The organism is Pseudomonas sp. FSL W7-0098 (assembly GCF_005930585.1).
GTDB classification, from domain to species: domain Bacteria; phylum Pseudomonadota; class Gammaproteobacteria; order Pseudomonadales; family Pseudomonadaceae; genus Aquipseudomonas; species Aquipseudomonas bubulae.
Window position 1 is genome coordinate 234,754 of sequence record NZ_RXHW01000003.1, and the last position, 26,216, is coordinate 260,969.

Annotated in this window: 27 protein-coding genes; 10 read left to right on the forward strand and 17 right to left on the reverse strand. The window is 60.0% G+C overall.

The genetic code is table 11. From position 1 onward, the window contains the following. Positions 1-52 precede the first annotated feature (52 nt). Entirely contained in the window at positions 53-1,390 is a 1,338-nt protein-coding gene (locus FHL07_RS06745; RefSeq protein ID WP_095002010.1) for an MFS transporter, read from the reverse strand. Between the two features lie 125 nt (positions 1,391-1,515). After that, positions 1,516-2,412, reverse strand: coding sequence for a DMT family transporter (locus FHL07_RS06750; RefSeq protein ID WP_138738232.1), 897 nt, complete (start codon positions 2,410-2,412; stop codon positions 1,516-1,518). Positions 2,413-2,510: 98 nt separating this feature from the next. Between FHL07_RS06750 and FHL07_RS06755 the strand changes: the two genes are divergently transcribed. Then, positions 2,511-3,842 (forward strand): aminotransferase-like domain-containing protein, encoded by a 1,332-nt coding sequence (locus tag FHL07_RS06755; protein WP_138738233.1) that lies wholly within the window; start codon positions 2,511-2,513, stop codon positions 3,840-3,842. Between the two features lie 12 nt (positions 3,843-3,854). On the opposite strand, the gene FHL07_RS06760 is transcribed toward FHL07_RS06755, so the two are convergent. Next, on the reverse strand, positions 3,855-4,292 hold the full coding sequence (locus FHL07_RS06760; protein ID WP_095002007.1) for an Lrp/AsnC family transcriptional regulator: 438 nt from the start codon (positions 4,290-4,292) through the stop codon (positions 3,855-3,857). Positions 4,293-4,422: 130 nt separating this feature from the next. Here FHL07_RS06760 and FHL07_RS06765 point away from each other — a divergent pair, with 130 nt between their 5' ends. Further along, positions 4,423-5,319, forward strand: coding sequence for a DMT family transporter (locus tag FHL07_RS06765; RefSeq protein ID WP_138738234.1), 897 nt, complete (start codon positions 4,423-4,425; stop codon positions 5,317-5,319). Positions 5,320-5,382: 63 nt separating this feature from the next. On the opposite strand, the gene FHL07_RS06770 is transcribed toward FHL07_RS06765, so the two are convergent. Next, positions 5,383-5,874 carry a hypothetical protein gene (locus FHL07_RS06770; protein WP_138738235.1) on the reverse strand — a complete coding sequence of 164 codons (492 nt, stop codon included), beginning with the start codon at positions 5,872-5,874 and terminating at the stop codon, positions 5,383-5,385. Between the two features lie 241 nt (positions 5,875-6,115). Here FHL07_RS06770 and FHL07_RS06775 point away from each other — a divergent pair, with 241 nt between their 5' ends. The 5 genes from FHL07_RS06775 to FHL07_RS06795 are packed head-to-tail and all read left to right on the forward strand — an operon-like array spanning position 6,116 to position 10,838. Next, positions 6,116-7,696: an ABC transporter substrate-binding protein gene (locus tag FHL07_RS06775; protein WP_095018563.1), complete on the forward strand. Its 1,581-nt coding sequence runs from the start codon at positions 6,116-6,118 to the stop codon at positions 7,694-7,696. After that, a complete protein-coding gene (locus FHL07_RS06780) occupies positions 7,693-8,664 on the forward strand; it encodes an ABC transporter permease (protein ID WP_232527677.1) in 972 nt (323 codons plus the stop codon). The genes FHL07_RS06775 and FHL07_RS06780 overlap by 4 nt, the downstream gene beginning before the upstream one ends. Then, entirely contained in the window at positions 8,661-9,467 is an 807-nt protein-coding gene (locus FHL07_RS06785) for an ABC transporter permease (protein ID WP_095002003.1), read from the forward strand. The genes FHL07_RS06780 and FHL07_RS06785 overlap by 4 nt, the downstream gene beginning before the upstream one ends. Continuing rightward, positions 9,467-10,258, forward strand: coding sequence for an ATP-binding cassette domain-containing protein (locus tag FHL07_RS06790; RefSeq protein WP_095002002.1), 792 nt, complete (start codon positions 9,467-9,469; stop codon positions 10,256-10,258). The genes FHL07_RS06785 and FHL07_RS06790 overlap by 1 nt, the downstream gene beginning before the upstream one ends. Next, a complete protein-coding gene (locus FHL07_RS06795; RefSeq protein ID WP_095002001.1) occupies positions 10,251-10,838 on the forward strand; it encodes an ATP-binding cassette domain-containing protein in 588 nt (195 codons plus the stop codon). Before FHL07_RS06790 ends, FHL07_RS06795 begins: the two co-directional genes overlap by 8 nt. 14 nt (positions 10,839-10,852) lie before the next feature. On the opposite strand, the gene FHL07_RS06800 is transcribed toward FHL07_RS06795, so the two are convergent. From FHL07_RS06800 to FHL07_RS06830, 7 genes are all read right to left on the reverse strand, one after another. After that, positions 10,853-11,188 carry a DUF6388 family protein gene (locus tag FHL07_RS06800; RefSeq protein WP_095002000.1) on the reverse strand — a complete coding sequence of 112 codons (336 nt, stop codon included), beginning with the start codon at positions 11,186-11,188 and terminating at the stop codon, positions 10,853-10,855. Continuing rightward, a complete protein-coding gene (locus FHL07_RS06805) occupies positions 11,151-11,414 on the reverse strand; it encodes a helix-turn-helix domain-containing protein (RefSeq protein WP_095020774.1) in 264 nt (87 codons plus the stop codon). The genes FHL07_RS06800 and FHL07_RS06805 overlap by 38 nt, the downstream gene beginning before the upstream one ends. 142 nt (positions 11,415-11,556) lie before the next feature. Next, positions 11,557-12,942, reverse strand: a complete 1,386-nt coding sequence (locus tag FHL07_RS06810; RefSeq protein ID WP_095018566.1) for a nucleobase:cation symporter-2 family protein — start codon at positions 12,940-12,942, stop codon at positions 11,557-11,559. Between the two features lie 183 nt (positions 12,943-13,125). Continuing rightward, on the reverse strand, positions 13,126-14,514 hold the full coding sequence (lpdA, locus tag FHL07_RS06815; protein WP_138738236.1) for a dihydrolipoyl dehydrogenase: 1,389 nt from the start codon (positions 14,512-14,514) through the stop codon (positions 13,126-13,128). Positions 14,515-14,516: 2 nt separating this feature from the next. After that, complete coding sequence (locus FHL07_RS06820; protein WP_138738237.1) at positions 14,517-15,797, reverse strand: dihydrolipoamide acetyltransferase family protein; 1,281 nt, start codon at positions 15,795-15,797, stop codon at positions 14,517-14,519. Continuing rightward, positions 15,798-16,853: an alpha-ketoacid dehydrogenase subunit beta gene (locus FHL07_RS06825; RefSeq protein ID WP_016781432.1), complete on the reverse strand. Its 1,056-nt coding sequence runs from the start codon at positions 16,851-16,853 to the stop codon at positions 15,798-15,800. It abuts the gene before it with no gap. 4 nt (positions 16,854-16,857) lie between these two features. Further along, complete coding sequence (locus FHL07_RS06830; protein ID WP_095018567.1) at positions 16,858-18,090, reverse strand: 3-methyl-2-oxobutanoate dehydrogenase (2-methylpropanoyl-transferring) subunit alpha; 1,233 nt, start codon at positions 18,088-18,090, stop codon at positions 16,858-16,860. Positions 18,091-18,295: 205 nt separating this feature from the next. On the opposite strand from FHL07_RS06830, the gene bkdR reads away from it, so the two are divergent. Further along, entirely contained in the window at positions 18,296-18,784 is a 489-nt protein-coding gene (gene bkdR, locus FHL07_RS06835; RefSeq protein WP_016781430.1) for a Bkd operon transcriptional regulator BkdR, read from the forward strand. Between the two features lies 1 nt (position 18,785). On the opposite strand, the gene FHL07_RS06840 is transcribed toward bkdR, so the two are convergent. Continuing rightward, a complete protein-coding gene (locus tag FHL07_RS06840) occupies positions 18,786-19,331 on the reverse strand; it encodes a histidine phosphatase family protein (RefSeq protein ID WP_095018568.1) in 546 nt (181 codons plus the stop codon). 109 nt (positions 19,332-19,440) lie between these two features. Here FHL07_RS06840 and copC point away from each other — a divergent pair, with 109 nt between their 5' ends. Both copC and copD read left to right on the forward strand, forming a co-directional pair. Continuing rightward, positions 19,441-19,815 carry a copper homeostasis periplasmic binding protein CopC gene (gene copC / locus FHL07_RS06845; RefSeq protein WP_095001993.1) on the forward strand — a complete coding sequence of 125 codons (375 nt, stop codon included), beginning with the start codon at positions 19,441-19,443 and terminating at the stop codon, positions 19,813-19,815. 4 nt (positions 19,816-19,819) lie between these two features. Then, complete coding sequence (gene copD, locus FHL07_RS06850) at positions 19,820-20,668, forward strand: copper homeostasis membrane protein CopD (protein ID WP_095018569.1); 849 nt, start codon at positions 19,820-19,822, stop codon at positions 20,666-20,668. Between the two features lie 102 nt (positions 20,669-20,770). Here copD and lpxO read toward each other — a convergent pair whose 3' ends face one another. From lpxO to FHL07_RS06875, 5 genes are all read right to left on the reverse strand, one after another. After that, complete coding sequence (gene lpxO / locus FHL07_RS06855; RefSeq protein ID WP_138738238.1) at positions 20,771-21,670, reverse strand: lipid A hydroxylase LpxO; 900 nt, start codon at positions 21,668-21,670, stop codon at positions 20,771-20,773. Between the two features lie 234 nt (positions 21,671-21,904). Further along, positions 21,905-22,834: a PfkB family carbohydrate kinase gene (locus FHL07_RS06860; protein ID WP_138738239.1), complete on the reverse strand. Its 930-nt coding sequence runs from the start codon at positions 22,832-22,834 to the stop codon at positions 21,905-21,907. Continuing rightward, positions 22,827-24,290, reverse strand: a complete 1,464-nt coding sequence (locus tag FHL07_RS06865) for a purine-cytosine permease family protein (protein ID WP_138738240.1) — start codon at positions 24,288-24,290, stop codon at positions 22,827-22,829. The genes FHL07_RS06860 and FHL07_RS06865 overlap by 8 nt, the downstream gene beginning before the upstream one ends. Before the next feature lie 97 nt (positions 24,291-24,387). Continuing rightward, the gene (locus FHL07_RS06870; protein WP_095023607.1) at positions 24,388-25,392 is read right to left on the reverse strand and encodes an ADP-ribosylglycohydrolase family protein; all 1,005 of its coding nucleotides are present in this window, start codon (positions 25,390-25,392) and stop codon (positions 24,388-24,390) included. Beyond that, complete coding sequence (locus FHL07_RS06875; RefSeq protein WP_095018572.1) at positions 25,389-26,102, reverse strand: GntR family transcriptional regulator; 714 nt, start codon at positions 26,100-26,102, stop codon at positions 25,389-25,391. The genes FHL07_RS06870 and FHL07_RS06875 overlap by 4 nt, the downstream gene beginning before the upstream one ends. Positions 26,103-26,216: the final 114 nt, after the last annotated feature.

The following is a 26,216-nucleotide window of genomic DNA, read 5'->3' on the forward strand; positions in this document are numbered from 1 at the left end:
GATCTTCTGCAGAGAGTGCCGGGCACCCCGGCACTCTCAGCCTCTTGGCCCCTCAGACCGCAGCGACGGCTTGCGCCGCATTTTCGGGTGTCGCCACATCATGCAAGGAAATCCGTGAGGTCTCAGGCAATGCCAGGCCGCCAGCCAGGGCGAGCAGTGCAACTGCAATCAGATAAAACGCGGGCGACATATTGCTGCCGGTGGTGCTGATCAGCCATGTCGCCACCAGCGGTGCGGTGCCGCCAAAAAGGGTGTAAGCCATGTTGTAGGTGATGGCCGAAGCGGTATAGCGAGTGCGGGTCGGAAACGTCTCCGAGAGCAAAGCTGCGGTCACCACGCCACACAACACCGCGCCAATTGCCAGCAGCATGACACCGACGATGGACGCTGCGAACCCGCCCGAGCTGGCCATCAGGAACGACGGATACACCGCGACCATCAGTAGAACGCACGCGGTCACCACGGTCGCCCGCCGCCCGACCCGGTCCGAATACAGCCCGGCCAGAGGGCAGATGGCGGCGGCGAAGAGCAGGGCGATCAGCGACACCAGCAAAGCGGTTGCCCGGCTCAAGCCGCCCGCGACCTGCAAGTAGGTCGCGAAGTAAGTGGTGAACATGTAGAAGGACAGTGCCGTCAGCGACACAAAGGCGCCCAGGCAGCAGATCGCTGCGCCATGGTTGCGCAAGGTGTCCTTGAGTGGGGAGTGGGCGACCGCATGCTCCTCCTTCACGGCCTGGAAGGCCGGGGTTTCATCCAGCTTCCAGCGCAAATAAAGCCCTACCAGGCCCAGTGGCGCAGCAATCAGGAACGGCAGGCGCCAGCCCCAACTGCCCATGCTTTCAGCGGATAACGAAGCCTCAAGGGCGTAGGCCACTACGGCCGCAGCGGCAAAAGCGGAAAATGTCGAAACCGGCACAAAGCTGCCGTACCAGGCTCTTTTATCGCTGGGGGCGTGCTCCATCAAATAGGCACAGGCCCCGGCGTATTCACCGCCTGCAGAAAAGCCCTGGGCGCAACGAATCAGGGTGAGCAGGATCGGCGCCATAACCCCGATTGCAGCATAAGTGGGCAATATACCGATCAAGGTAGTGGCCCCGGCCATCAGCAAAATGGTCATGGCAAGTGTACGCTTGCGGCCTATCCTGTCCCCCAGCATGCCGAAAAAAATCCCGCCAAGGGGGCGAAAGGCAAAGGCCACCGCAAACACAGCAAAGGTCTTGAGCAATGCGGCACTGGCATCGCCACTGGGGAAAAACTGCTGAGCGATGGTGGTGGCCAGAAAGCCGTAGACGGCGAAGTCGAACCATTCGACGAAATTACCGATGGCGGCGGCGACAATCACTTTTCTCAGCGTTTCAGGGCTGACCTGCTCTATGGATACGCTTGTCATGCTGCACCTCGACCTGTCCTCAGTAAGGAGTGATTATCGAGGCAGCGGCTGAAACGATTCGCTCCAAAAGTGTCATCGGCATAGTCAGTACCGACTTCTCAGAGGTCAAGCACGGGGGCTACAGGCTACCGGGCGAACTTTTTGGCCCCGGCAACGCACAGGATCACCGCCGCTGTAACACCAAACATGCCCATGCTGACAGTCTCGTGCAGCAAGGTGGCAGCCAGTGCCAGGCCAAAAAATGGTTGCAGCAGCTGCAACTGCCCAACGGCGGCAATCCCGCCCTGGGCCAGCCCCCGGTACCAGAATACAAAGCCTATCAGCATGCTGAAGATCGAGATGTAAGCCAGGCCGAGCCAGGCAGGTACGCTAATGCCTTTGAACGAAGCGGGGGCCCACAACCATGCCAGCGGAGCCATCAATGGCAGTGACAGCACCAGTGCCCATGAAATGACCTGCCAGCCGCCCAGCGTACGCGACAACCTGGCCCCTTCGGCATAGCCAAGACCGCAGATCAATACAGCCAGAAGCATCAGGATGTCACCCTCGGGCGCTGCGCTCAGGCCCTGCGCCAGGGCATAGGCCACGACGCACGCGCTGCCCAGGATCGAGAACAGCCAGAACGCTGGCCGTGGCCTTTCACCCCCGCGCACCACGGCGAAGGCTGCGGTAGACAGCGGCAGCAGGCCCAGAAAGACAATGGTATGGGCCGAAGTCACATGCTGCAAAGCCAGCGCGGTCAGCAGCGGAAACCCCACCACCACCCCGGTTGCCACCAGCAGCAGGGGCACCAGTTGGCTGAACTGCGGCCGTCGTGCCTTGAGTAGCCCGAGCATGGCCAGGGCAAGCACACCGGCGATGGTGGCACGGGCCAGGGTCAGAAAAACCGGGTCAAGTTCCAGCACGGCCACCTTGGTTGCGGGCAATGAGGCGCTGAAAATGACCACGCCGATAAAGCCGTTGATCCAGCCGCTGAGGTTTTTTTCGGTGGTGGGGTGTTGCAGGTGGGAAGTACGTTCCATCGAGTCTCAGGCTCCAGGCTAATCGCGGGATTGCATTCAATGCATCCTAGGGCTGATGATTAATGACAATCAAAAAATTGTCATGGATACAAAGCCCGATGCCCCGTTCCCGCTACAAGTCGCTGGTTGACGGCTTTGCTGCCGATATCCGCTCAGGCCGTCTGTCGCCGGGTACGCGTTTGCCGACCCATCGCCAGCTCGCGGCCAGCGAAGGGCTGGCGCTGGTCACGGCCAGTCGCGTGTATGCCGAGCTTGAGGCCATGGGGCTGGTCAGTGGCGAAACCGGGCGTGGCACTTTTGTCCGGGAAACCTCGCTACCACCAGGGCACGGTATAGACCAGCCCGACGTGATCGCGGGGATGCTGGATCTCAATTACAACTATCCCTCCTTGCCGGGCCAGGCCGAACTGTTGCGTACTGCGCTGCGGCAGTTGGCGTTGTCTGGTGATCTGGAATCGTTGTTGCGCTACCAGCCCCATGGCGGGCGCCTGCATGAGCGCGCCTCGGTCGCGAGGCACCTGGGCAGGAGCGGGTTGAATGTGCCCGCCGAACAGGTGTTGATCGTCAACGGCGCACAACACGGGTTGAGCGTGGTGCTGATGGCACTGCTCCAGCCTGGTGACGTGATCGCGGTGGACGCCTTGACCTACCCGGGTTTCAAGGCACTGGCGCTGGCCCTGCACCTTGAATTGCTGCCCATCCCGAGCACGGAAAGCGGGCCGGATCTGGATGCCCTCGCCAGGCTGTGTCGCCGTCGCTCTGTGCGTGCTGTCTACAGCATGCCGACGTTGCACAATCCGTTGGGGTGGGTGATGAGCCTGGAGCAGCGCCAACACTTGGTCGCGATCGCCCGGGCACATGATCTGCATATCATCGAAGATGCGGCCTACGCTTTTCTGGTCGATAACCCGCCGACGTCTTTGGCTGACTTGGCGCCGGAAAGAACCGTTTACGTGTCTGGGTTTTCCAAAAGTGTCGCAGCGGGTTTACGCGTGGGCTTTATCGTCGCGCCCGCAGAAAAGGTCAGTGTCCTTGAGCGGATAATCCGAGTGACTGCCTGGAATGCTCCCGGTGTGATGACCGCTATCACCAGTGCCTGGCTCGACGATGGCACCGTGACCCGGCTGGAGTCGCAAAAGCGCAAAGACGCACAGGCAAGGCAGCTCATTGCTGATGAGCAGTTGGCGGGGTTGCACAGGATCCGCCATCCTTCGTCCTACTTTGTCTGGTTGCCTCTGTCAGAGGACGCCCGGGCGGACCAGGTTGTTGCGGCGTTGGCGCGTGAGCAGGTCTCGGTGTCGACCGCGCAGCCCTTTGCAACTTCGGCCCATGTGCCCCATGCGATAAGGCTGGCGCTGGGCTCGGTGGGCATGACGGCCCTGCGTGAGGGCCTGGCGAAAGTGAAGTGGGTGGTTCAGGCCCATGCTTAGGGAGGGGCGCACTCAGGCCATGGGCGGCAACCGGCGTTTGACCGGGCTTTTTTTGATGATCGACGTATTGGTTTCGGCGTAAGCATTGAGGCCATCAAGCAGGCTGTCCAATTGCTCGATTGAACGCACATGCAGACGGGCAATAAAACAGTCATCGCCCGTCACCTTGTCGCACTCGGTGAACTGGGGGATGTTCTGGATCTGACGCTCCACTTCCTGCAACTGCCCCGGTAGCGGTCGAATGCGGATGATGGCCTGGAGTTGATAGCCAAAGGCTTTGGGATCGACTTCCACGGTGTAACCCTTGATCACTTCGCGCTCTTCGAGCTTGCGAATGCGCTCGGCGACGCTGGGTGACGACAGGCCGCTGAGGCTGGCCAGTGTTTTCAGGGAGCTGCGTGAGTCTTGCATCAGTGCGCTGATCAACAGCTGATCTATCTCGTCGCTCATCTTTGCTCCTTAGGCCAAATTGGCAGAATGCCTTAACACTAAAGGCAAAAATGACGAATTGCCTTTTCTGGATTATGGCGCTGCATGAATCGCGATTGCCATACTGTTTCCTACTTTGAGGGAGGCAAATATGGACAAAACCACGCAACGCGGTTCGCTGGAAATGGTCGCTGCCATGCTTATCTCCGGCACCATTGGCTGGCTTGTCCTGCTAAGCGGGCAAGCAGTGCTGGATGTGGTGTTCTGGCGCTGTGTGTTTGGCGCGGTGACGTTGCTGCTGATCTGTGCGCGGATGGGTTTTTTACGCCGCGGTCTGCTGAACCGCACTACCTTTGCGCTGATTGTTTTGAGCGGCGTGGCCATCGTTGCCAACTGGGTGTTGTTGTTCGCGTCCTACTCCAGGGCCTCAATCGCCATTGGTACGGCGGTCTACAACGTTCAGCCGTTTATCCTGCTCGGTCTGGCAGCGTTGTTCCTTGGTGAAAGAATAACCCTGCACAAACTGGCCTGGCTGGCGGTGTCGTTTGTGGGCATGTTGGCGATCGTCAGCGCCCACCACGGGCAAGGGGAGAGCGGCAGTGAGTACTTGCTGGGGATTGCCCTGGCGCTGAGTGCGGCCTTGATGTACGCCGTGGCCGTGCTGATCATCAAACGCCTGCGCGGGATCCCCCCGCACCTGATCGCGCTGATCCAGGTCAGCACCGGCGCACTGCTGCTGGCACCCCTGGCCAACGTCACTGAGCTGCCTGCTGGCGCACAGGCGTGGGGCGCCTTACTGACGCTTGGCGTAGTCCATACCGGCTTGATGTATGTACTGCTCTACGGAGCAATCCAGAAACTGCCCACGGCATTGATCGGAGCACTGAGCTTTATCTACCCCATTGCCGCGATATTTGTGGACTGGTTTGCCTTTGGTCATCGCCTGGAACCGCTGCAATGGGTGGGCGTGGCGGCAATTTTAATCGCGGCAGCCGGGATTCAGCTGGGGTGGCGGGTGGGAGGGCGGCGGGTAGTGAGTGGAGGATAATGGCTGTTTAAATGCACTTGGTCACGGTGAGCGTTCATGGCCAAGTGCATTGATGGGCCTGGCTTAAATCCCCGACCGACTCATCGGGCTGATCATGCGCACGCCCAGACTCAGTGCCTGGGTTACCAGCGCTCTCATATCGGCGGTGTTTTCGTTGTTGACGCACTGCGCCAGTTTTTCGCCCAGGGTCGGCGCAGTGTCGGTGCCTTCCGGGTAAGCGCGCAGGATCAGCAGCCCGCTGTTGGTCAGAACCACTTCGTAAAAGGCTACGCCCGACATGCCGTCGAAGTGGATGTAGCCAATATCCGCCAGCCATTTGACCGTGGCCAGGAACAGGTTCTCTTCTTTTTCCAGCGCCTCGCGGTTGCTGTCCGCCAGGCCTTTGTAGTCGATAAAGCGCTCGGCAGTCAGGGTGATGGGCAAGGGGAAGTTACCGTACAGGTGGCCCAGGATCAAACCGGCATAGCAGTCGAACAATTCGATATTGTTGGACGGCAAGGTGTTGATCGAGTGAACGTTTTTTTCTGTGAGGTGACCGGCTAATCCTTTGAACATGCGAACCTCTGTCAGCTGTGTCTGTATGGCGTGACTGAATAAGCGTACCCATTGGTATAGCACAGTCATGCCCGGGGAACCTGACCTGTGGCAATTGTTACAAGGTAAGACGTATCGCCTGGAAAACCCCTAAAAAATCAGATGCATAACTGGCTATTTAAAATCAGCCTGCTATTACTGTGGGGCGCGATAACCTGCGTACGGCCCGTTTGGGCGAGGCCATTTCATATCAGGAGGATAGATGTCAAAACCCGCATGGATGCGTAACACCCTGGTGGCTGCGGCCTTGTTGAGTGTGTTGGCAGCGCCTGTTGTCTCAGCGCAGGATCGCACCCTGCAACTGGCCATTGGTGATGAGCCGACCGAAGGCTTTGATCCAATGCTGGGCTGGAGCCACGGCAGTTATCTGCTGTTGCACAGCCCTTTGCTCAAGCAAAACGAAGATTTGTCCTGGAGCGGTTTTCTCCTCAGCGATTATCAGGCTAGCGCGGATGGCAAGACCTGGACCCTCAAGCTCAAGCCCGACCTCAAGTTCTCCGACGGCTCGCCACTGACCGCCAAGGACGTGGCTTACACCTACAACAATGCGGCGGCCAGTGGTGGCAAGGTTGACATGGGCAACTTCCTCAAGGCCGAGGCGGTTGATCCGCTCACGGTGCGTATTGAGCTCAAGGCGCCGCAAAGCACGTTCGTCAATGTGCTCGGTTCGCTGGGGATTGTCTCGGCAGACCAATACGACGCCAAAACCTACGCGCAAAAACCGATTGGCGCCGGGCCTTATCGGTTGGTCAGCTACCAGCCGGGTCAGCAGTTGATCGTTGAGGCCAACCCGTACTACGCAGGGCAGAAGAACGATTTCAACAAACTGGTGTTTGTGTTCCTGGATGAAGACAGCGCTTTCGCTGCCGCCCAAAGCAAGCAGCTGGGTATTGTGCGCATCGCCCCTGCGCTGGCCGTGACGCCTGCCGCGGGCATGAAACTGTGGGTTCGCCCCAGTGTGGAAAACCGTGGCATCGTGATGCCAACCCTCGCGTCCGGTAAAAAAGATGCCCAGGGCTACCCGATTGGCAATGATGTGACGGCTGATGTGGCCATCCGCAAAGCCATCAACTACGCCATCAATCGCCAACTGCTTGCCGATCAGATTCTCGAAGGCCACGCGATCCCGGCCTACACCGGCGTGCAGGGTTTACCGTGGGATAACCCGGATGCGCTGTTCAAGGATGGCGATACCGACAAAGCCCGGCAGATACTGGAAGACGCAGGCTGGATTGAAAACGCCCATGGCATCCGTGAAAAAAACGGCCTGCCGGCCAAAATCACCCTGTGGTACGCCAGTGGCGATGCCACTCGCCGGGATCTGGCCCAGGCCGTGCGCTCAATGCTCAAGCCCGTGGGCATCGACGTAGACCTGAAGTCCGGCAGTTGGGAAACCGTTGAGCGCAACATGCACGCCAACCCGACCCTGTTTGGCTGGGGCAGCCTCGACCCGATGGAGCTTTACCATCACTACAGCAGCAAGGCGGCAGGCGTGGAATACTACAACCCCGGTTATTACCAGAACCCGGTTGTCGATCAGCATCTGCAGCAAGCCCTCGATGCGCCGACCTGGCAGCAGGCGGTGCCGTTCTGGCAGCAAGTGGAGTGGGACGGCAAAACCGGCGTCGGCGTTAAAGGAGATGCCGCCTGGGCCTGGTTGCTCAATGTTCAGCACACTTACCTCACCGATGAGTGCATCGATCTGGGTAAGGGCGCCCCGGAAATCCACGGTTCCTGGTCGCTGCTCAACAGCGTTGATCACTGGAAGTGGACCTGCCGGTGATCCGCGGCCTATCGCTGTTTGTGCTGCGTTTGCTGGGCCTGCTGCTGGTAACGGCAGCGGGCACCTTTGCCTTGCTCAGTTTTTCTCCGGTAGACCCGATCCGGGCCTATATAGGTAACGATCTGTTGCACGTACCGCCCGAGCAATATCCATTGATTGCGGCGCGCTGGGGGCTCGATCTGCCGTTATGGGAGCGCTTTTTGCGCTGGTTCGGGCAAATGCTGCAAGGCGATTTCGGTTATTCAATGCTCTATAACGCGCCGGTCTCGCAGGTGATTGGAGAGCGGTTTGCCACCTCCTTTGCACTGCTGTTTTCGGCCTGGCTGTTTTCCGGCATCGTCGGCCTGGCCATGGGGCTGACGGCCGGGCGTTATTTGAACCGTTGGCCTGATCGCCTTATTTCGACGCTGTCCTATGTGCTGGCATCCATGCCGACGTTCTGGATTGGCCTGCTGTTGCTGTCACTGTTTGCCGTGACGCTCAACTGGGCGCCGATCTGCTGCGCCTGGACCCCCGGCAGCAATGCCGAAACCGCAACCTGGGGCGACAAGTTGCGACACTTGATCCTGCCCATGCTGGCCCTGGGTGTACTGGGCGTGGGCAATATCGCCCTGCATACCCGCTCGCGGGTGGCTGAAGTGATGAACAGCGAATTTATTCGTTTCGCCCATGCCCAGGGCGACAAAGGCTGGCCGCTGATCAACTTTCATATCCTGCGCCATGCCATCACCCCGGCCTTGTGCCTGCAATTTGCTTCGGTGGGGGAGTTGATCGGCGGTTCGTTGCTGGCTGAAAAAGTGTTCGCTTATCCAGGCCTGGGGCAGGCCACGATCGATGCCGGATTACGCGGCGATATTCCATTGTTGATGGGGATCGTGATGTTCTGTGCGGTGCTGGTATTCACCGGCAACAGCATTGCCAACGCGCTGTTACTGCGCCTTAACCGCGGGGCGGCGCGCCAGGTATGACCTACAACCCCAATCGCGCCTTGCTAAGGCTCTGCCTCTCGTTGCTGATGCTGCTGGGGTTGATCGCCTACGGTATCTCAATCATCAATATTGATGTCTCCATGGATCTGCTGGCACGGCGCCTGCCACCGTCTGCCGAGTACTGGTTTGGCACTGACAGCCTGGGCCGTGATCTGTGGCTGCGGTGTTTTCAGGGGATGACCACCAGCCTGCAGATCGGCCTGACCGCAGCGTTCAGCAGCGGTTTTCTGGCGATGCTGGCCGCCAGTCTGTGTGCGCTGAACAAAACCCTGGATTACCTGATTCGCGGGCTGATCGACAGCATGCTGGCGCTGCCGCATTTGTTGCTGCTGGTATTGATTTGCTTCACCTTGGGCGGTGGCAAGCAGGGGGTCATCCTGGCCGTGGCGCTGACCCACTGGCCACGCCTGGCCCTGATCCTGCGCGGCGAGATCCTGCGTATCCGCGAGACCGATTTTGTGATGCTCTCCCATCGCCTGGGCAACAGCAGCTTCTATCGCTGGCGTCATCACTTGTTGCCGTTGCTGATGCCGCAGTGGATCGTCGGTACCCTGTTGATGTTCCCCCACGCAGTTCTGCATTCGGCGGCGTTGAGTTTCCTGGGCTTCGGCCTGGCGCCCCATGATCCGTCATTGGGCCTGTTGCTGGCCGATGCGCTAAGGTATTTGAGCAGTGGTGCCTGGTGGCTGGCGTTTTTTCCGGGTTTGATTCTGGTGGGCCTGGTACTGGTTTTTGACCAGTTTGCACGGGCATTGCAGCAGCTCTGGATAAGGATTACCTGATGCTGAAATTCGACCGGTTTGCGATCGACGTTGCGCACTATCATTGGTTGGGCCATAAAACCTGGCATCCGCTGCTGAGCAATATCTCCCTTGAAGTACGCCCTGGAGAATTGACGGCGCTGGTGGGCTCCAGCGGCGAAGGCAAAAGCCTGCTGCTGCAAAGTGCCTTGGGCTTGCTCCCTGAAAACATGCGTTGTCGCGGCGAAATAGTGCTCGACGGGCAGGTGTTGGGGGAGGCCGGCAAGGTCAATCAGCGGGGCAAAGCCCTGTGCTATGTACCCCAGGGTGTCAACGCCCTGAACCCGCTGATCAAGGTCGGGCCGCAATTGCAGCGTGCTGCGCACTTGAGCGGGGTCAGGCTGGGGCTTGGCGATGTGGCCGAGCAGCTCACGCACTACAACCTCAAGCCAGAACTGGTGGACGAATTCCCGCGCATGTTGTCAGGGGGCATGGCCAAGCGCGTTCTGGCCAGTTGCGCGGCCTTGACTCCTGCGCGTTATATCCTCGCGGACGAGATCACCTCATGGCTGGATGACGAACATGCCTGCCAACTGTTGACCCATCTCAAGGGCTTTTGCCTGCAAGGTCGGGGGATTTTGTGGGTGACCCATGATCTGGCCCTGGCGGCGCGCTTTGCCGACAGGATCGCTGTGTTGCATCAGGGCGAGCTGCACGAAACCCTGAGTGCCCTGGAACTGCGTGAAAACGGCGGCAGCCCCTGGTTGCAGTCGTTGTGGGCAGCCTTGCCGGAACAACAGTTTTTTGCCCGGCGGGTGCCGGAATATGCTTGAGGTCCAGCAATTAAGCATTGTCCAGGATGGCCGGCAGCTCTGGGACTGTGTGTCGTTTCAGGTGCGGCCGGGAGAGCGTCAGGGCATCTCGGCGCCCAGCGGTTATGGCAAAACCACCCTGGGCCGGGTGCTGGCGCAATGGCAGTCAGCAACCTCGGGCAGCATCACCGTGGATGGCAAAGCGCTTGCGAAAAAGGGCTATTGCCCGGTGCAGCTGGTGCCGCAGCATCCTGAACAGACCTTCAACCCTTATCGCACAACGGGCGAGAGCCTGCGTGATGCCTGGTCGCCAGATGCCGCCTGGCTGGCACGCCTGGCGGTGAATCCCGGGTGGTTGGCCCGTCGCCCGGACGAGTTGTCTGGCGGAGAACTGGCGCGTATCGCTTTGCTCAGGGCGCTGGATCCGCGCACCCGCTACCTGATTGCCGATGAAGTGACGGCGCAACTGGATGCGCATGTACAGGCGCAGGTGTGGCAAGTCTTGCTCGAAGAGACCAGGCGTCGGGAGCTGGGGATGATTGTGTTCAGTCACAACAAGGCGTTGTTGCAGAAGGTATGTTCGAGTATCTGGCTGCCGTAGCCTCGCACGGCTCGTCAACTGCTACGGAGCGGGCCATGCAGTTCGCAGTATTCAACCCATTCCATGCCGGCCATTTGCGCCACTTCGCGATGCACTTCAAGGCGCTGGGCCTCGAATTCTTGCGGGCTGGCGCTGGTCAATTGCAGGGTCAGCTCCCAGGCGAAAAAACCCAGACGCTCAGCCTCGGCCTCAAAGGCTTCGTTCAAGCGTTCCTGGCGATATTCCTTTATCGATTGGCCGATAGCGCGGGCGGCCAATGGGTTCAATGTCTCAAGCGCCACGACCAGTTCAGGGTGGTCACTGAGAAAGCGATCAAGTGCTTTTTGATGCCGGGTGCCGGGTTCGGTCACAACTGATTTCCTCGTAAACAGGCAGGGTGTGCTTGCCAGTGATGATGAACACCACATCAATACCGAGCAGAGTAATGGCCGCCAGATAGTCGGCGCGGGGCAAGGTGATATCGCGCTCATAGTAGCTTTGTGCATGGCGCCCTACACCCCCCGCATCCGCCAGTTGTGCCTGTGTCAGTTTCAGGCGCAAACGCTCATGTTTGAGTCGCTCACCGTATGTGTTCATAAACATCGCCTATGTCAGGCATTAAGGGTTTGAAAAAATAGTAGGCCAAATGAAGAAATTGGGAAAGATGGGCGGTGAATAACGACCCGTTTTTGTAAGCACAAGCAGGAGGGCAAAAGGCACTCCTGCCTGGCCGTGTCGCTTACAACGTCGGTTTTTTCTCTGTTTCCGGCAGGAACCAGTTCAACAGCAGGGCACAGATACCGCCTGTAGCCACACCTGACTCCAGTACGTTACGCAGAGCTGCAGGCATATGCGCCAGGAACTCAGGCACTTGCGATACGCCCAGGCCCAGCGCCAGGGACACGGCAATGATCAGCAGGGCGCGGCGGTCCAGGGTAATGCTGGCCAGAATATTGATGCCCGATGCGGCAACGGCGCCGAACATCACCATGGCCGCACCGCCCAGTACCGGCTCAGGCACTGCCTGAATCGCACCGGCAACGCTGGGGAACAGGCCCAGCAGGATCAGCATGCCGGCAATCCACACACCGATATGGCGGCTGGCGATACCGGTGAGCTGGATGACACCGTTGTTCTGGGCAAACACCGAACTCGGGAAGGTGTTGAAGATACCCGCCAGAAACGAGTTGGCGCCGTTGACCAGCACACCGCCCTTGATGCGCTGCATCCACACCGGGCCTTCAACCGGCTGGCGCGACACCTTGCTGGTGGCCGTGACGTCACCGATGGCTTCCAGCGACGTGACCAGGTAGATCACCAGCATGGGAATAAACAGCGCCCAGGAAAACCCCAGGCCGAAATGCAAGGGCATTGGCACCTGGAACAGCTCGGCCTGGTGCATGCCGGTGAAGTCCAGGCGGCCCAGGTAGCCTGCCAGGGCGTAGCCCACGGCCAGGGCGATAACAATGGCGCAACTGCGCATCCACACCAGCGGAATACGGTTAAGGATCACGATAATGGCCAGCACCACACCCGAGAGCATCAGGTTTTCGCCGTTGGCGAAGGTACCGTTGCCCATGGCCGTGAAGCCGCCGCCCATGCTGATCAGGCCGACCTTGATCAGGGTCAGGCCGATCATCAGCACCACGATGCCGGTGACCAGCGGGGTGATCATGCGTTTTACAAAAGGCAGGATGCGCGAGATACCCATTTCGACAAACGAGCCGGCAATCACCACGCCAAAGATCGCCGCCATCACGCCTTCAACCGGCGTGCCTTGCTTGACCATCAGTGCGCCGCCGGCAATCAGCGGGCCGACAAAGTTGAAACTGGTGCCCTGGACGATCAGCAGTCCGGCGCCAAAGGGGCCAAAGCGTTTGCACTGAACAAAGGTAGCGATACCGGAGATCACCAGCGACATGGAGACAATCAGGTTGGTATCACGGCTGGACACACCCAGGGCCTGGCAGATCAGCAGGCCGGGGGTGACGATCGGCACAATAATGGCCAGCAGGTGCTGCAGGGCGGCCAGAAAGGCGATCCACGGCTTGGGACGGTCTTCAAGACCTAAGACCAGCTCGCTGGTTTGGGACTCGGCTTCGAGCGGGGTTTTAAGAGAGGTCATGGCGAGCGCCCTGGAAAAAAGAGCGCGATTCTACTGGTGTTGAGCCATTACGCCCAGTGTTGGATTGCGCAGGGCCTGACTTGCTGTGGGAGCGGGCTTGCTCGCGATAGCAGCCACTCGGTCTATCAGATAAACCGCGTCGCCTGCATCGCGAGCAAGCCCGCTCCCACAGTAAGGGGGGGATTACAGGTGCAACGCATGCCCCAGCGCACGCAACGCGGCTTCCTGGACGGCTTCGCCCAGGGTCGGGTGCGCGTGGATGGTGCCGGCGATGTCTTCCAGGCAGGCGCCCATTTCCAATGACTGGCCAAAGGCCGTCGACAACTCCGAAACACCCGCGCCTACGGCTTGCCAACCGACAATCAGGTGGTTGTCACGTCGCGCCACAACCCGCACAAAGCCGGTTTTGGCTTCCAGGGTCATGGCCCGGCCATTGGCAGAGAACGGAAAGCTGGCGCTGATGCAGTCCAGACCGGCCTCTTGCGCCTCAACCGGGGTTTTGCCCACCACGACGATTTCGGGATCGGTAAAACACACCGCGGCAATCGCCGCAGGGCTGAACTCACGCTGTTTGCCGGCAATGATTTCGGCAACCATCTCACCCTGGGCCATGGCCCGGTGGGCCAGCATCGGCTCGCCGGTCAGGTCACCAATCGCCCAGACATTGCGCATGCTGGTGTGGCAACGGTTGTCGACGCGAATCGCCGGGCCGTTCATGGTCAGCGCCAGCGCTTCAAGGTTGAAGCCTTGTGTACGCGGCCGACGACCCACCGCCACCAGTACCTGATCGGTTTCCAGGGTCTGGCTCTGGCCCATGCGGTCACGCATCGACAGGGTTTTGCTGCTGGCCTGGAAACCTTCGACGCTGTGCTCCAGATACAGGGTAATCCCCAGTGCCTTGAGGGATTCTGCCACGGGCAAGGTCAGGTCTTTGTCGTAAGTTGGCAGGATACGGTCACGGGCTTCAACCACCGTGACTTCGGCCCCCAGCTTGCGGTAGGCGATCCCCAGTTCCAGGCCGATATAGCCAGCGCCAACCACGGTCAGGCGCCGGGGAATGGCGGTGGGCTGCAGGGCTTCGGTGGACGAAATGATCGCCCCGCCTATGGGCAGGATCGGCAGGTCGACCGTTTGCGAGCCGGTGGCCAGCAACAGATGTTCGCATTCGATGCGCTGGCCGCCGACTTCAACCGCCTTGCCGTCGAGGATTTTGGCCCAGCCGTGAATGACCTTGACGTTGTTCTTTTTCAGCAGAGCGCCGACGCCGCTGGTCAGACGATCAACAATGGTGTTTTTCCATTGCACGCTCTGGCCGATGTCCAGGGTCGGGGCCTGGGTCTTGATCCCCAGCGGTGAAGTACCGGTGCTGTAGCGCTGGGTGGCATGGAACTGTTCGGCAACGTGGATCAGGGCCTTGGACGGGATGCAGCCGACGTTCAGGCAGGTACCGCCCAGCGACTGGCCTTCGATCAGGACCGTCGGAATGCCCAGCTGGCCGGCGCGGATCGCCGCCACATAGCCGCCGGGGCCGCCGCCGATAATCAGCAGCGTGGTGTGTTGGGTTGGCTGCATGTTCACTCCACAAACAGGGTGGCAGGTTGTTCGAGCAAGCCACGCATGGCCTGGATAAATTGCGCCGCGTCCATGCCGTCGACCACACGATGGTCGAAGGAGCTGGAGAGGTTCATCATTTTGCGCACCACGATCTGGCCTTTGACCACCACCGGGCGCTCGACGATGCGGTTGACGCCAATGATCGCCACTTCGGGCAGGTTGACCACCGGTGTGCTGACAATTCCGCCCAAGGCTCCCAGGCTGGTCAGGGTGATGGTCGAGCCGGTGAGTTCCTCGCGGGTAGCCTTGCCGGTGCGTACGGCGTTGGCCAGGCGGGCGATTTCATCGGCGGCGCCCCACAGGTTGAGGGTCTCGGCATGGCGCACCACAGGCACCATCAAACCACCGTCGCTTTGCGCGGCGACGCCGATATGGGCGGCGCCAAAGCGGGTGATGATTTGCGCTTCGTCGTCGTAGCGCACGTTGATCTGCGGGAAGTCGCGCAAGGCCACGACCATGGCCCGCAGTAGAAACGGCAACAGGGTCAGTTTGCCGCGGCTGTCCCCCCATTTTTGGTTGAGCTGGGCACGCAGTTCTTCCAGGGCGGTGACGTCCACTTCCTCGACATAGCTGAAGTGTGCGGCACGGCGCTTGGCGTCCTGCATGCGTTGGGCGATCTTGCGGCGCAGGCCGATCACCGGGATCTGTTGCTCGTCGTTGCGCCTGGCGTAACCGCTGGCCGGTGCCACGCTGGTTGCGGTGTCGCGGGCCAGGTACGCATCCAGGTCGTCATGCAGGACACGGCCCGCCGGGCCGCTGCCAACCACAAAGCGCAACTCGATACCGCTATCCCAGGCGCGCTTGCGCACGGCCGGGGAGGCCAGCGGGCGCTCGTTGGCTTCACGGGCCACAGGCGCCGATCGTTGTGCCGGCGCCGCCTTGATCGGTGGGGCGGCCACCACGGCCACTTCTACCCGAGCTTGAGGGGCGGCTTTTACTACGGCGACCACAGGTTCCGCTGCAGGGCCAGCTTGCGCACTTTCACGCAGGTTGCCGGCGCCTTCGACTTCGATGCGGATCAGTTCGCTGCCCACGGCCATGACTTCGCCAGGCTGGCCACCCAGGGCCAGGACCCTGCCGGCCACGGGGGAGGGGATGTCTACCGTGGCCTTGTCGGTCATCACATCGGCGACCACCTGGTCTTCGCTGACCATGTCACCGACTTTGACAAACCATTCCACCAGTTCTACTTGCGCAATGCCTTCGCCAATGTCCGGCATCTTGATAACGTGCGTACCCATTCAGACCTCCATAACCCGTTGTAGTGCAGCACCCACTCGCGCCGGGCCGGGGAAATAGGCCCACTCCTGGGCATGGGGATAGGGGGTATCCCAGCCGGTTACGCGCTCGATCGGCGCTTCCAGGTAGTGGAAGCAGTGCTCTTGAACCAGTGCGATCAGCTCGGCGCCAAACCCGCAGGTACGGGTGGCTTCGTGAACAACAACGCAACGGCGGGTCTTTTTTACAGAGGTGACAATGGCGTCCAGGTCCAGCGGCCAGAGGCTGCGCAAGTCGATGACTTCAGCGTCGATGCCGGTTTCTTCGGCGGCGGCCTGGGCCACATAAACGGTGGTGCCGTAGGTCAGGATGGTGACTTCAGTACCGGGCCGCACGATGGCGGCGCAGTCCAGCGGGACCGTGTAGTAACCGTCGGGCACGGCGCTGGCCGGGTGCTTCATCCAGGGGGTTACCGGACGGTCGTGGTGGCCGTCGAACGGGCCGTTGTACAGGCGTTTTGGCTCGAGGAAGATCACCGGGTCATCGTTCTCGATGGCGGCAATCAGCAGGCCCTTGGCGTCGTAGGGGTTGGATGGCATCACGGTACGCAGGCCGCAGACCTGGGTAAACATGGCCTCGGGGCTCTGGCTGTGGGTCTGGCCACCGTAAATCCCGCCGCCGCAGGGCATGCGGATGGTCATTGGCGCGATAAACTCGCCGGCAGAGCGGTAACGCAGGCGCGCCGCTTCAGAAACAATCTGGTCGGACGCCGGGTAGAAATAGTCGGCAAACTGGATTTCGGCAACCGGGCGCAGGCCGTAGGCACCCATGCCCACGGCGGTACCGACGATGCCACTTTCCGAGATCGGTGCGTCGAACACTCGCGAACTGCCGTACTTGGCCTGCAGGCCTTCGGTGCAGCGAAACACACCGCCGAAGTAGCCCACGTCCTGGCCAAACACCACCACGTTATCGTCGCGCTCGAGCATCACATCCATGGCCGAGCGCAGGGCCTGGATCATCGTCATGGTGCTGGTACTCACGGCGTTCTCCATCTGAATTTTATTGTTGTCGTTCATCTGGTTATAACCCCAATTCCTGGCGTTGCCGGCGCAAATGCTCGGGCATTTCCTTGTACACGTCTTCGAACATGCTCGCGGCACTGGGTATCTGCCCGCCTGCCAGGGTGCCGAAACGCTCGGCTTCCTTTTGCGCGCCAATGATTTCCGCTTCCAGCTCGGCACTGACAGCTGCGTGCTCTTCTTCCGACCAGTTGCCGGTGGCAATCAGGTGCTGCTTGAGACGAAGGATCGGATCGCCCAGCGGGAAGTGGCTCCAGTCATCGGCCGGACGATACTTGGACGGGTCGTCGGATGTGGAGTGCGGGCCAGCACGATAAGTGACCCATTCGATCAGGGTCGGGCCCAGGTTGCGGCGCGCGCGCTCTGCGGCCCAGGCCGAGGCGGCGTAAACGGCGATAAAGTCGTTGCCGTCGACCCGCAGCGAAGCAATACCGCAGCCCACGCCGCGCCCGGCGAAGGTGGTGGACTCGCCACCGGCAATGGCCTGGAAGGTCGAAATGGCCCATTGGTTGTTGACCACGTTGAGGATCACCGGGGCGCGGTAAACGTGGGCAAAGGTGAGGGCAGTGTGGAAGTCCGATTCGGCGGTGGCGCCGTCACCGATCCAGGCCGAGGCGATTTTGGTGTCGCCCTTGATGGCCGAGGCCATGCCCCAACCAACCGCCTGTACGAATTGGGTGGCGAGGTTGCCGGAAATACTGAAAAAGCCGTAGTCGCGCACCGAGTACATGATCGGCAACTGCCGACCCTTAAGCGGGTCGCGTTCGTTGGACAGCAATTGGCAGATCAGGTCGACCAGCGGCACATCACGAGCCATCAGGATGCTTTGCTGGCGGTAGGTGGGGAAGCACATGTCGTCGATGTTCAAGGCCAGGGCCTGGGCGCTGCCGATGGCTTCTTCGCCCAGGCTTTGCATATAGAACGACATTTTTTTCTGGCGCTGGGCGACCACCATGCGGGTGTCGAAAATGCGCGTCTTGAGCATGGCGCGCATGCCTTCGCGCAACACTTCGCTCGATACGCCTTCGGCCCACGGGCCAAGGGCCTGGCCCTTGTCGTCGAGTACACGGATCAGGCCTTTGGCCAAGTCTGCGGTGTCGGCAGGTTCCACATCGATCGGGGGTTTGCGCACCAGACCGGCATCGGTCAGGCGCAGGTAGCTGAAGTCGGTCTTGCAGCCTGGGCGGCCGGACGGTTCGGGAACGTGCAGGCGCAGCGGTGCATATTCATTCATGGCTTTCTCTACGCTCGATCTTGTCGTGTTTATAGGCGCGGGAGCTAGGTAGTACTGTCGAAGATCTGTCTGATAAAAACCAAGATCTTGTCCTACAACAATCATATTCCTGACGCCGAAGAATATTTCTCTGTAGTTCATTGTGCTTTGCAGCGTTTAAGGATAAGAATTCTGCATAAACATAAAAAACAGGTGCTTTTGTCTCATGCGCAAGCTAGATCGAACTGATATCGGGATTCTCAATAGCCTTCAGCAGAATGCGCGCATCACCAATGCGGACCTTGCGCGATCGGTCAACCTGTCGCCGACGCCCTGTTTCAACCGGGTCAAGGCCATGGAAGAGCGCGGCCTGATCCGCGAGCAGGTGACCCTGCTCGACGCCGATATGCTGGGGCTGCATGTCAATGTGTTTATCCATGTGAGCCTGGAAAAACAGGTCGAGGAAGCCCTGCAGCATTTTGAAGCGGCGATATCCGATCGCCATGAAGTCATGGAGTGCTACTTGATGGCCGGCGACCCGGATTACCTGATCCGGGTGCTGGTGCCCAGCATTCAGGCGCTGGAGCGTTTCATGATGGACTTTTTGACCAAGGTGCCCGGCGTGGCCAATATCCGCTCCAGCTTCGCCCTCAAACAGGTGCGCTACAAAACTGCGCTGCCATTGCCTCCTGGCGGGCTGACGCTGGAGGAGTGAATTACACCCGCAAGCGCCAGCGCTCGTTGAAGCGCAGGTCGACCACCGCCAGTGGCTCTACGTCAATCAGGTTGAAGGAGGCAGTGCTCGCTGCCAGGGCGTGCAATATGGCAGCACGGATCACAAAAGGATGAGTCACCACGGCAAAATGACCCTCTTCGCGAAACTCGTCGAGCCAGGCGCTGACCCGCAGGCACAGGGCCTGTATCGACTCACCGCCATGGGGCGCGGCATCGGGGTTGCTGATCCAGTTGGCTAGCGCCTGGGGCATGCTTTGTTGCAGGTCTGACAGGCGCTGGCCCTGCCAGTCGCCGATATCGTAGTCGCCCAGGGCCGGGACAATCTCGATTTCGCCACCCAGTGCCTGCGCGGTTTGCAGGGTGCGGGTTTCGGGCGCGCAGAGTATGCGTACCGGCTTTTTCAGCCTGGCACTCAATTCGGCGGCCAACAGCAGGCCTTTCGGGTCAGCCGCCTCATCCAGTGCAAAACGGCCCAGACGCTGGGCTTCTGTGCGGGCATGACAAATAAAGCTGAGGCGGGTGGGCATACCGGAATCCTTGCGGGGGAGACGTTGTGTTTGTGTTGTCTGCGCTCGCCCTTCAAATCAGTTTAGGCGAGTATTATGACCGTGTATTTCACTCTCAAGGTACTGTGCAATGGCTGCTGCTTTTTTGAAGAAAGTTCTTAATACGGCTGCGTTACTGACACTGATGACCGGGGCCGGCGCAGCGTTTGCCCATGCCCATCTGGAGCAGGCGACCCCCGCCGCCGACAGCACGGTGAACAGCGTCAACGAACTGCGCCTGGTGTTCAGTGAAGGCGTGGAGCAGGCGTTTACCCAGGTTGTGATCAGCCATGACCAGGCGCCGGTGCCGGTGAGCAGCATCAAGACCGAACCCGGCAACAAGAAAACCCTGATTGTGACACCGGCACAGCCGTTGCCGGCGGGTACCTATAACGTCAAATGGAACGCCGTGTCTGTCGATACCCACAAAAGTGCCGGCGATTACAGCTTTACGGTGAGCAACTGAGTTGATGCTCAGTGCAATGGTGATCTGCCGGTTTGTGCATTTCAGTGTGGTGTTGCTGATCTTCGGAGCCTGTGCATTCAGGCCTCTGTTGCGCGGGGCATGGCCATCCTTCGACATTGATGGCCAATTGCTTAAGGTCAATCGGGTGCTGGCCTGGGTGGCGCTGGCCAGCGGCCTTGCCTGGTTACTGTTGACCACCCACTCGATGGCAGGAAGCTGGCCTGAAACCCTGGCCCCGGCGACGTTGTGGCTGGTGTTGGGCAGTACCTTTTTCGGCCAGGTGTGGGCTTTTCATCTGCTGTTTTGCGTGCTGTTGTTGCTCGCCTTGTATGCCCGTAGCGGATTTAACCTTATCTGGTTGCTGGGTTTTCTGTTGTTGGGCACGTTGGCTCCGGTGGGTCACGGCGCGATGCTGGATGGCTGGCGTGGGCAATTGCTGATGCTTAACCAGTGGGTGCATCTGGCGTGTGTGGGGGCCTGGATCGGTGGTCTGTTGGGGTTGCAGCTTATCCTTGTGCGGCCTGTCGGTCAGGACGTGGGCGCTGTGTTGCAGCGCTTCAGCAATCTGGGGTTTATGTTGGTCGCCGGGATTATTCTTACCGGGCTGATCAATACCCGCGTGCTGACCGGTGCGCTCTGGCCTTCACCTTTGTTTGAAGGCTTCGCCCTGATTCTGTTGATCAAGGTGACCCTGGTGGGGGTGATGTTGCTGCTGGCGCTGTTCAATCTGCTGATGAGTCGTGCGGGCCGCTTCACCCTGTTGCGCAGAAGCGTTGCATTGGAATGGCTGTTTGGCTTGGCGGCAGTCGCCGCCGTGTCATTGCTGGGCACCTTGCCGCCGCTGGTGGTGTAGCGGCTGACGAGGTGCGAGGCTGCATTAAGGGCCACAGGAGTTTAAAAGTGCGGGCCCGCTACGCAGCCCTTCGCAGCTTCGTGCCTCGTAGCGGCTACAAGGCTAGACCAACAAAAACACACCCAGCAACCCGCCGAACACCAACCATTTTTCTACGTAGTAACGCGTGCGATTGCGCTTTTTCAGCTCTTTGCCGCGCAGGCGAATCTTGTATAACCGGGTAAATGCGCGGTTCAGGGCGCCGGTTTTGTCACTGGCATCGTTAGGCGAACTGGCGGATGCCATCACTGTGCGGCTGAACCACTGATTGAAGGCACTGGCCCAGCGATACTGCATCGGACGCTCGACATCGCAGAACAGGATGATGCGATTTTTATCGGTAGTGTTTTCGGCGTAATGGATAAAGGTTTCGTCAAACATCACCGCCTCGCCGTCACGCCAGGCGTAGTTCTGGCCGTCAACGTTGATATAGCAGCCTGGATCATTCGGGGTGTCCAGGCCCAGGTGAAAACGCAGCGATCCGGCGTAGGGGTCGCGGTGACGCACCAGTTTGGAGCCAGGGGGCAATTCGGCAAACATGGCGGCCTTGACCGTACCGATGCTGTTGAGCAGCTCAATGGTGCGCGGGCACAGTTCGACCGCCGAAGGGTGGTTGTCGCCATACCACTTCAGGTAAAAGCGCTTCCAGCCACTTTTGAAAAACGAGTTGAAGCCGACATCGTTGGGTTGCTCGGAACGCTTGATCTCGCCCGCCTGCATCAGGTTTCGCGCTTCTTCACGGATTTCCTGCCAGTGATCCTGCAAGGGTTGCAGTTCCAGGAAATCGGCAGGTTTGAGGTAGGGCTGGCCGGGCACTTTGGAAAACAGATACAAAAAGCAGTTGATCGGAGCCAGGAAGGAGGAGTGATCGGTCAGTTGACGCCCGAGCTTATGGCGAACCTTGCCCCGCAGGTGGACATAGGCGATGGACAAGACGTAGACAGCAATAATGATGAGTTTCAAGAGTATCTTCACAATTCAGGAGAAACGCAGCCCTGCAAACACGCACAAATGGCCCGACCTCTAGAAGAGTTATCGGGCGCTGGAGTTGCATTCCGTGAGCCTGGTTAGGGTTAAAACAGTATTTTGAATATTTTCTAACGTTTCATCATGTTTTTGCAGATGTTTTTTACAGTCTTTAGTCCTGTTGTGGGCAGGCCTATAGTCGTATTTGCATGTAGGGGAATTCTTTTTCGATCAATGAAAACCATTTTCGCCCAATAAACGATCAATTTCGCCAGCGCCCGGCGCTGTGGCAGGCCCCCGACGGGTCACGGCGATTGCCGCTGCTGCATTGGCCCGTTGCGCCGCTTGCGGTGCGGGATGCCCGGCCGCCAATGCGGCAATCAGCACGCCTGTATGAGCATCCCCGGCACCATTGCTGTCGATGCACTGCACCTTGAACCCGGCGATGTGTTGCTGACCGTGGCGGTCACTGATCCAGCAGCCTTGCGGGCCGTCGCGCACAACCGCAAGGCAGTGCGTGGGCAGGCGTGCGCTCAGGGCAGGCAGGGCGTCGGTCAGTGTGGGGGCATGGGTAAAACTCAGCGCTTCGGCAGTGTTGCCGGTCCACAGGTTCAGGCGCGGGAGCAGGGCGTCGAGCAGTTGCGGGTCAATATCGGCCAGTAACGGGCCGGGATCGAAGGTCACCTGGACACTCTGCGCCAGGCCCTGTATCCACTGCAAAAGCGGCCTCGCCTTGCCGACATGGAGCAGGCTGTAACCGCTGACATAGAGATGGTCGTCGGGCTGCACGCTGACGTGCGCGAGGTCGTGGGCAGACAACCCGCCTTCGGCACCAATGCAGGAAATAAAAGTACGCTCGGCGCTGGCTTCGGTGAGTGCGACGCACAGCCCGGTGTCTTTATGCGGGTCTACTGGCAGGGTCATGTGTATGCCCTCGGCGTGCATGGCCTGGCGAGCCATGTCACCGAACTGTCCCTGACCATGACGCCCCAGGTACACACTCTGCAGGCCGTTGCGCTGGGCAGCGGCCATTACGTTGAACCCGCCACCGGCGTGAAAGCTGGCGCTGTGGGCCAGCGCGTCGCCGCCGGAGGCGGGCAGTGTGTCCAGGCTCATGGCCAGATCGATGATCACCTGGCCTGTGTGCAGCAATCTAGGCATGGGCGCTGTCCTGTGCTGGCAGGCGGCGGTCTCTGGCGCCGCCCAGCAGCGCATACAGGCCGCCAGCCACGATGAAAGTCACGACCCAGCCGAGGCCGTTGTGGCCCAGCCAGGAATCGGCGAGCGGGCCGGTAAACCAGTCGGCATCGTTGCTGCCAACCCGGGTAAAGCATAACCCCAGCAGCAGGGCCACGGCCCAGGCACTCAAGGCCCGCCATTCGATGCCGCCGCTGTACCAGTAGGCGCTGCTGGGGCTGACGTTGAGCAAGTCGTTGGCGCTGTAGCAGTGACGGTGCAGCAGGTCGACGACAAAAATCGCTACCCAGGCGGTAATCGGGATGGCAGTGAGTGAAATAAAAGTGATGAAAGGGCCGTAAAAGCTGTCGGCAAATAGCATGAAGTAAATCGAACCACAGAAAATCGCCACGATATCCACGACGACGGCCTGCACCCGCTTGATCCTTACACCCAGGGTCAGGGTAGTGAGACCGGCCGAATAGACGGACAGATGATTGGACAGCAACAGGCCGCCAAAGGCGCTGACCAGGTAGGGAACCGCCATCCAGGAGGGCAGCAGGCTGCGGATTGCTGCAATGGGGTCGGTTGCGGATGCCAGCGCGTGGTTGCCGACCGTCAGCAACCCCCCCAGAGTAATCAGCAGAACCAGTGGAATCCCTGCGCCCCAGGCTGCGCTGGCCACCAGTTGCGCGGCGCTGACGCTGGATTTTTGGTAGCGCGACATGTCAGCCCCGGCGTTGGCCCAACCGATACCGGTGCCCGCGGCCATGATGCCAATCCCGATAATCACGGCGCTGACGGGTGCCGGGCTGGCGCTGAAGACGCCTGGCCAGTCGATGGTGGCGCAGAGAAAACCGCCGACCAGCAGGTTGAGCGCGCCGAACACATAAGTTGCCCACTTCTGGATCAGCAGCAGCGTGGCGTGGCCCAGGCCTGAAACCGCAAGGGTCAGCAGGGTGAAGAGGGCGATAAACACCAGGGTGAGCACCGGTGCGCTTTTGGCTTCGGTGGGGGTATTGAACAGGATTGAAGACAAGGCCAGCAGCACAAATGCCGCGGTGGTGGTGTTTACGGTTTCCCAGCCGACACGGGAAATCAGTGAAACCAGCGTAGGACCTATATTGCCCCGTACGCCGAATATAGCTCGCGATAGGGTCAGGCTTGGTGCTCGGCCCCGTCGACCGGCGATGGAGATGACGCCGACCAGGGCGAACGAGCCGCCAGCCCCGATCAAGGCGACGATGACCACCTGCCAGATGGCCAGTTGATGGAAGGCCACCAGCGTGGCGCCCAGTGGCAGGCCGAGGATGCTGATATTGGCAGCAAACCATACCCAGAACAGCTGCCCGGGGTTGCCGTTGCACTCGTTTACGGGAACCGGCTCGATGCCGCGTGTTTCCAGTTGCCCGGCACTGTGCCCGGGGTCAGGGGAAGTCATGGCGTATGGCTCCTGATGCGCTTGTTATCGTTGTCGCAGGCTGTGTGTGGCGCTGACTTTGTGCCAGGCCCGTCGTGTTGCTGTCCATGGCAGGTTTTTACGCAAGGCGCAGGGCTAACAGATCGCGTGCCAGAGGCTGCAGATGCAGGTCGTTGACCCTTGTGATCTGTTCGATCAGTGTCGCGGGCCACTGTTGCATTCCTCCACAGGCACCAAGCATGGCACCGAGGATGGCGGCAATGGTGTCGGTGTCGCCACCGATGCTGGCGGCCATGCACAGGGCATCGAAACGGTTCAGCCCTGCGCTGGCCACGCGTTGGGCAAGGGCAAAGGCGACTACTACGGACTCCTGGGAAGCGACCGAAGTGCCAATCACGTCATAGAGCAGGTCGCCAAAATTGTCGGGGTTGCACTCGCAGCTGGCCTGTCTGGCCCAGCGAATACGCGGGCCGATGCGGCCCCCGGCAACCCAGTGACCCTGGTGTTCGGCGATAAAGGCCATTTCAGTGCCAGCATTGAGGGCGTGCTCAAGTTTTTTACCGTTTATGCCGCTGGAGATGACGGCGGCCACTGCGGCTGCGCTGGCAATCCCCAGGCTGGTGTTATGCGTCACCTGGCACGCCTGAACCACACAATGGATGAAGCGTTCCGGCTGGTTGATATCGCTGGCGATACCTACCGGAGCAATGCGCATGGCCGCGCCGTTGGTGGTGCCGTAGCGGCCCGATTCGGTGGGGCTGTGGCCAGCGAGGATCATCTCGATTGCGCGCTTGGTTGATGGCCCCAGAAGGTCCTGGGAACCCTTGGCCCGCATGCCGGACTCCCAACTGATCAGGCGCCGGGCAAGCTGGTGGGGGTCAATATTGCCTTTGCCTTCAACGAGCAGTTGGCCGACCAGTATTGCCTGCTCGGTATCGTCGGTGATTGAGCCCGCGGGCATATTTGGCGCAATGGGTTGATCGGCCGGGGCATTCTCAAGGGTTGTAATGCACCCGAAGCGGGCCTGGATCTGTCCGCGACTGAACGATTGGGTCGGCATGCCCAGCGCATCACCCAGGGCCAGGCCGTACAGTGCGCCAAGGGCGAGATCCGCCTGCGTCATGTTGGCGTGCCAAATGAGTGGTACATGCGAAAGTGCACAGGATCCAGCCAGCTCTCGACCATTTCCATAAAGCGTCCTTGGCGGTCGTAGGTGGTGCGCAGGGCTTTGAGAAAAACCGTGCCGGCGGGGCGGCCGAGCAATAGTGCGTCTTCTTCATCGAGCGGCTCGGCGCCAATCCATTGGTCGCCACGATCACCGACAAAGCCGTAGGCCGCCAGCGTAATGGTGAGCGAGTCGTCAATCAGCCCTATACGTGGCAGGCCTTCCAGGCCACCTGTTGCGGGCACGAACGAGCGTTCCAGAGAAATCGCAGTGCCATCATCGCGGCGACGGCGGCGCTCAAGGATCACGAACTGGCTCAAGCCGAAGCGATGCAGGAGGTCCGCACGCTCTATGGCCTCGAGTCGCAGCAGCTCGGTGTGGATACGGGCGCCGGTGTTGGCCAGGGCCTGTGTCCAGCCGTTGTTTTGGTCGAGCGTAATACCGTCGTAGGTGACGATGGCGCCGCCCTCGGTGCGTTTGGCAATGTATTTTCGCTTTTCCAGTTCGGCCAGTGCTGCTCGCAACGTACTGTGGCTGACACGCAGTTCTTGAGCCAATTGGTCTGCTTCCGGCAGCAGGTGACCGTCTGCCAGAAGCCCGCTTTCGATACGGTGGACGAGTTCGTCTACCACCCGTTGTTTTTTATTGAATCGAACCTGTTTGATCATGCCGAAAGTAATAGCTCAGCATTGTCGGTTCGGCAATATTCGCCCTCTGAATCCAGTCGGACAATGATTGGCCGAAAGCGAACGTCGAAGGGCAGGGACAGCACCTTGAACCGC

Bases quoted from the DNA above. Each gene is read 5' to 3' on its own strand.
- copC (WP_095001993.1), top strand. From the start codon at position 19,441: ATGGCTGCTGCTTTTTTGAAGAAAGTTCTTAATACGGCTGCGTTACTG.
- FHL07_RS06750 (WP_138738232.1), bottom strand. From the start codon at position 2,412: ATGGAACGTACTTCCCACCTGCAACACCCCACCACCGAAAAAAACCTC.
- bkdR (WP_016781430.1), top strand. From the start codon at position 18,296: ATGCGCAAGCTAGATCGAACTGATATCGGGATTCTCAATAGCCTTCAG.
- lpdA (WP_138738236.1), bottom strand. From the start codon at position 14,514: ATGCAGCCAACCCAACACACCACGCTGCTGATTATCGGCGGCGGCCCC.
- FHL07_RS06840 (WP_095018568.1), bottom strand. From the start codon at position 19,331: ATGCCCACCCGCCTCAGCTTTATTTGTCATGCCCGCACAGAAGCCCAG.
- FHL07_RS06760 (WP_095002007.1), bottom strand. From the start codon at position 4,292: ATGAGCGACGAGATAGATCAGCTGTTGATCAGCGCACTGATGCAAGAC.
- FHL07_RS06860 (WP_138738239.1), bottom strand. From the start codon at position 22,834: ATGCCTAGATTGCTGCACACAGGCCAGGTGATCATCGATCTGGCCATG.
- copD (WP_095018569.1), top strand. From the start codon at position 19,820: ATGCTCAGTGCAATGGTGATCTGCCGGTTTGTGCATTTCAGTGTGGTG.
- FHL07_RS06805 (WP_095020774.1), bottom strand. From the start codon at position 11,414: ATGAACACATACGGTGAGCGACTCAAACATGAGCGTTTGCGCCTGAAA.
- FHL07_RS06790 (WP_095002002.1), top strand. From the start codon at position 9,467: ATGCTGAAATTCGACCGGTTTGCGATCGACGTTGCGCACTATCATTGG.
- FHL07_RS06865 (WP_138738240.1), bottom strand. From the start codon at position 24,290: ATGACTTCCCCTGACCCCGGGCACAGTGCCGGGCAACTGGAAACACGC.
- FHL07_RS06795 (WP_095002001.1), top strand. From the start codon at position 10,251: ATGCTTGAGGTCCAGCAATTAAGCATTGTCCAGGATGGCCGGCAGCTC.
- FHL07_RS06745 (WP_095002010.1), bottom strand. From the start codon at position 1,390: ATGACAAGCGTATCCATAGAGCAGGTCAGCCCTGAAACGCTGAGAAAA.
- FHL07_RS06830 (WP_095018567.1), bottom strand. From the start codon at position 18,090: ATGAATGAATATGCACCGCTGCGCCTGCACGTTCCCGAACCGTCCGGC.
- FHL07_RS06820 (WP_138738237.1), bottom strand. From the start codon at position 15,797: ATGGGTACGCACGTTATCAAGATGCCGGACATTGGCGAAGGCATTGCG.
- FHL07_RS06770 (WP_138738235.1), bottom strand. From the start codon at position 5,874: ATGTTCAAAGGATTAGCCGGTCACCTCACAGAAAAAAACGTTCACTCG.
- FHL07_RS06785 (WP_095002003.1), top strand. From the start codon at position 8,661: ATGACCTACAACCCCAATCGCGCCTTGCTAAGGCTCTGCCTCTCGTTG.
- FHL07_RS06810 (WP_095018566.1), bottom strand. From the start codon at position 12,942: ATGACCTCTCTTAAAACCCCGCTCGAAGCCGAGTCCCAAACCAGCGAG.
- FHL07_RS06775 (WP_095018563.1), top strand. From the start codon at position 6,116: ATGTCAAAACCCGCATGGATGCGTAACACCCTGGTGGCTGCGGCCTTG.
- FHL07_RS06875 (WP_095018572.1), bottom strand. From the start codon at position 26,102: ATGATCAAACAGGTTCGATTCAATAAAAAACAACGGGTGGTAGACGAA.
- FHL07_RS06825 (WP_016781432.1), bottom strand. From the start codon at position 16,853: ATGAACGACAACAATAAAATTCAGATGGAGAACGCCGTGAGTACCAGC.
- FHL07_RS06870 (WP_095023607.1), bottom strand. From the start codon at position 25,392: ATGACGCAGGCGGATCTCGCCCTTGGCGCACTGTACGGCCTGGCCCTG.
- FHL07_RS06765 (WP_138738234.1), top strand. From the start codon at position 4,423: ATGGACAAAACCACGCAACGCGGTTCGCTGGAAATGGTCGCTGCCATG.
- FHL07_RS06755 (WP_138738233.1), top strand. From the start codon at position 2,511: ATGCCCCGTTCCCGCTACAAGTCGCTGGTTGACGGCTTTGCTGCCGAT.